Origin of the sequence: uncultured Nevskia sp. (assembly GCF_903885465.1) — a bacterium.
Lineage (GTDB): Bacteria > Pseudomonadota > Gammaproteobacteria > Nevskiales > Nevskiaceae > Nevskia.
Map to the genome: position 1 here is coordinate 1 of NZ_CAISIQ010000450.1, position 4177 is coordinate 4177.

The 4177-nt window shown below is 62.2% G+C and carries 3 protein-coding genes and 1 pseudogene; all 4 read right to left on the reverse strand.

The window, feature by feature from the left end:
- A pseudogene (locus QZY06_RS17465) lies at positions 1-349 on the reverse strand (pyrroloquinoline quinone biosynthesis protein C); the annotation flags it as partial.
- An 11-nt stretch (positions 350-360) separates the two neighbouring features.
- A complete protein-coding gene (gene pqqB / locus QZY06_RS17470; RefSeq protein WP_295686415.1) occupies positions 361-1275 on the reverse strand; it encodes a pyrroloquinoline quinone biosynthesis protein PqqB in 915 nt (304 codons plus the stop codon).
- A 163-nt stretch (positions 1276-1438) separates the two neighbouring features.
- Positions 1439-1513 carry a pyrroloquinoline quinone precursor peptide PqqA gene (pqqA, locus tag QZY06_RS22265; RefSeq protein ID WP_156891444.1) on the reverse strand — a complete coding sequence of 25 codons (75 nt, stop codon included), beginning with the start codon at positions 1511-1513 and terminating at the stop codon, positions 1439-1441.
- 247 nt (positions 1514-1760) lie between these two features.
- A complete protein-coding gene (locus QZY06_RS17475) occupies positions 1761-3794 on the reverse strand; it encodes a sigma-54-dependent Fis family transcriptional regulator (RefSeq protein ID WP_295686416.1) in 2034 nt (677 codons plus the stop codon).
- Between the last annotated feature and the right edge of the window lie 383 nt (positions 3795-4177).

The following is a 4177-nucleotide window of genomic DNA, read 5'->3' on the forward strand; positions in this document are numbered from 1 at the left end:
CGATATCGGCGCGCTGCAGGCCCACCGCTTCACCAAGACGCACCCAGCGCTCGATGCCGCCTTCGACCTGATCATTGCCATCGTGATCGATGATCCTCTGAATCCAGCGGCGGCGAACTTCGCGATCCGGGCAGTTGGCGAGCAGGGCGGCGTCCTTGTTCGGAATCGCGGTCTGGTAGTAGAAGCGGTTCAGCACCCAGCCCTGTACCGCTTCTTTGCTCAAGCCGCCGCTGTTCATCGCCACCTGAAATGGATGGTGGATGTGGTAGTACGGCTCGAAAGCCTTGAGCTTCGCTTCGAACTCCTCGCGGGTCCACGGCAGGGCGCTGGTATCGACGGAGGCGTTCATCGTTCGTACTCCTAAAGCTCGAATACCAGACCGTCCTGCGCGACTTCGACGCCAGCAGCACGCACTTCCGCGCGCTCAGGCCCGTCTTCGATCAGGATCGGATTGGTGTTGTTGATGTGGATCAGCACACGGCGGGCGTTCGGATAAGCGCTCAGCACTTCGAGCATGCCGCCTGCGCCACTTTGATACAGATGGCCCATCTCGCGCGCCAGTTTCTTGCCGACGCCGCGACGGCTCATCTCGTCATCGGTCCAGGTGGTGCCGTCGACGAGAATCAGATCGGCTTCGCGCATCGCCTTTTCCACCGGCGGTTCGATCACTCCGAGGCCCGGCGCGTACAGCGCGCACTTGCCGGTGACGGTATTGCGAATCACCAGGCCCAGGTTGTCGCCCGGCGCCGGTGCTGCGCGATGCGGCGAGTAGGGCGGTGCCTTGCTGGTCAGCGCGAACGGCTCGAACTGGATACCTTCGATGCCCGGCACGGTGAACGGCGTGCCATCAGGCTTCACCTCAAACCAGTCGACGCCACAGTAGTGCTCGAGGATGTTGAAGATCGGGAAGCCGCTAGTGAGATCGGCCTTGACTCGCGCCGAGCAGTAGATCGGCAGCCGCACTTTCGATTCGCGCAGCATCAGCAGACCGGTGACGTGGTCGATCTGCGCATCCATCAGAAATACGGCCTTGATGCCGGTGTCGCGCAGGTGCCGGTTCGGCTGCAGCTCGGGGTTGGCGAGAATCTGCGAGCGGATGTCCGGCGAAGCGTTGATCAACACCCAGTCCTGGCCGTTGCTGCTCACCGCGATCGATGACTGCGAGCGGGGAATCGCGTTCAGGCGCCCGCTGCGGCAGCCGTCGCAGGTTTCGCAATTGCAGTTCCATTGCGGGAAGCCTCCCCCCGCCGCGGAACCCAGAATTCTTATTTTCATGTTCGGGGGTTCTGCAATGATTCAGCGTTTTTGTTGCGCTGCGTTCTAAAAATCCATCCTCAAAACAAAGCCCCCAGTTTTATCCGGGGGCTCCGTTACTTTTGCACCGCTATCTGGCTGGTTCCGATTCGAGTTGCCTCGTATCGGTCTCAGCCGGAAAGATTTAGCGGTTGAGAATGTACATCGTCACTTCCATGCCAAAACGCATTTCGGTGAAGCTCGGTTTCGTCCAACGCATGATCAACCCTCCATTCTGTTCGCAGTAATTTTGCCAACGTGCCCTGTAAGGACATCGGGGGCAACGCAGAGACTATGCCACGTCGAGAAAGGTTCCCAATCGTATGATTCAATGCTGCGAATAGGTTTTCGCAAGCCTCTGTCAACGCTGGAATTTAATCGGTTTCAAGCGCCAGCTTCAAGCAGGGAGCAAGCCGCAGCAATCGGCGTCCGCGACGGTTGCTCCTGCGCCGGGAATTGTCTCTGTGTCACATCCGGGACAGATCGTCGCGCCGTGCCTCACCCAGTGGAATGGCGTGCCGCTTGAGCTTGCGGTAAAGCGTGTTGCGACTCATGCCGAGATCACGGGCAGTCATCGTCATGTTCCACTGATTGTTTTCGACGGCGCGCAGGATCGCTCCGCGCTCAGCCGCTTCCAGGGCGTTGGCGCCGCTGACGACCTGCAGCGGCATGTCGGTGAGTGGTGACACGGGCAGGGCGGCTGCCGGCAGCGCCTTGACGGTCGTTGACCGCTGCAGGCTGCGCGGCAGATCGCCCATGCGAACCACCCCGCCATCGCAGATCACCAGCGCGGTGCGGATGACATTGCGCAGTTCGCGGATGTTGCCCGGCCAGGAGTAGGCGAGCAGGCATTCGAAGGCATCGGCCTCGATCGAGATCGACTGACCGTTGCGGGCTTCCAGCGCGATGAAGCGGCGGATCAGCGCTTCGGCATCGACCCGATCCTTCAGCGCCGGCAGATCCAGGGTCATGCCGTTCAGGCGGTAGTAGAGATCTTCGCGGAAGCTGCCGTTGGCGATCATCTCGCGCAGGTCGCGATGCGAGGCACTGATCACGCACAACTCGACCTTGATCGCCTGCTCGCAGCCGAGTGGCACCACTTCCTGTTCTTCCAGCACGCGCAGCAGGCGGGTCTGCAGGTTCAGCGGCATGTCGCCGATTTCATCGAGGAACAGCGTGCCGCCGCTGGATTGCTGGATGCGGCCGCGCATGCCCTCCTTGCGAGCGCCGGTGAAGGCGCCGGACTTGTAGCCGAACAGTTCCGATTCGATCAGCGTTTCCGGAATTGCTGCGCAGTTGACCGCGACGAAAGCCTGCTCCGCACGCGGGCTGGCCAGATGAACCGCTTTCGCAAACACTTCCTTGCCGGAGCCGGTCGGCCCCTGGATCAGGATTGGCACCCGTGAATCGGCCAGCCGGCGCGCCGCACGGATGTTCGACAGCATCTGCGGATCCTGGCCTGCGAGATCTTCCAGCGACAGCGCGTGCAACGACGGTGCCGGTGCGATCTGCACCCGTTCGGCAACAGCGCGGCGCGGCCGATCGAAGCTGTCCATCCGGGCCAGCAACTGGGGCGGCGCCAGCGTGACGAAGAAGCGTCGGCCATAGCGCTGGTCGCGCACCGGCATCAATGCCTGGCGAGTGGTGACCAGCTGGGCGAGTTCAGCATTGCCGATGTCGAACAGTTCGCTGACTGGCCGACCGATCAGGCTGGCTCGGCTCGGGGCGGAAAGCAGCGCCACGGCCATATCGTCTGCAGCTACGACGTGACCATCCTCGGAGAGTGCGAGTGCGGCGTCGTGCAACAGGTTGACGAATTCCGGACGGCTGTGGAAACGCAGGATCCGGTACGGCTGGCAGCGGCGCAGGAACAGGCACTTCTCGATCAGCCGCGCCGAGGTGTTGACCAGCGCCATCGTGTGCATCTGGCTGCCGCGCGTGTCATGCGAGCCGACCGAGGAAGCGTCGAGCACGGCGACCAGATCGCCATTCATGTCGCGGATCGGCACGCCGGAACAGGACAGGCCGATGTGGCGGGCGCGGAAGTGATCGTTGCGATGGATGGTGATCGCCCGGCCTTCGGCGATGCAGGTGCCGATGCCGTTGGTGCCTTCGCTCTTCTCGCTCCACTCGGCGCCGACCAGCAGACCGGCGCTGCTGAACATGCGGGTCAGGGTCGGGTCGACCTTCTGGGTGAGGATGATGCCCTTGGCATCGGTCAGCAGCAGCGCGTAGCCGGAGCCGCTGATCTGGTCATACAAGGTGTCGATCTCGGCCCGCGCGATCTCGACGAGTTCGTCGTGACGGTCCTGCAGATCCTTGAGGTTGTTCGAGTCGATGACGCTCGGCGCATGCAGCCGGGCCGGGTCAAGCTGGAATTCGTTGAGACAGCGCTGCCAGGACACCCGGATGGTGTCGTCGAAGCCAGGCTTGGCGATGCTTTCGCCATTGACCAGCCGCAACACGCCATTGGCGTGCTGCACCGCTGCGTTGTCACCCATCTCCTCGCACCTCATCTCGACCGCCCCGCGCTACGTTGTCGCCGGGCATGGTGTTCTTCTGAATCGCCAGCGCGCCCCCAACCGGTACAGCGCGCCTTAGCAACAGTGATGCCAACTGAAGGTAGTCGCCGTTCCCCCTATCGTCAATCGAATCTGGCCTTCTGGCGGGCTTCTGCCGCGTTGTTCCGAGCCTGTGGAGAGCCGAGGGAGAACCACTGTGTCAGGCCTGAAACAGGGCTGACACGCGTCGCGCCGGCGCTGAGACAATCGTCGTCCCAATGCACTGTCCCATCACTGGGAATAATTGCAAAAACAATAGTTTGGCGTTGGGTATGGCACTGGCTTGGTTCTTGCCGTTCGGGTTCGCGTCGCGAGATTTGGGC

Bases quoted from the DNA above. Each gene is read 5' to 3' on its own strand.
- pqqB (WP_295686415.1), bottom strand. From the start codon at position 1,275: ATGAAAATAAGAATTCTGGGTTCCGCGGCGGGGGGAGGCTTCCCGCAA.
- QZY06_RS17475 (WP_295686416.1), bottom strand. From the start codon at position 3,794: ATGGGTGACAACGCAGCGGTGCAGCACGCCAATGGCGTGTTGCGGCTG.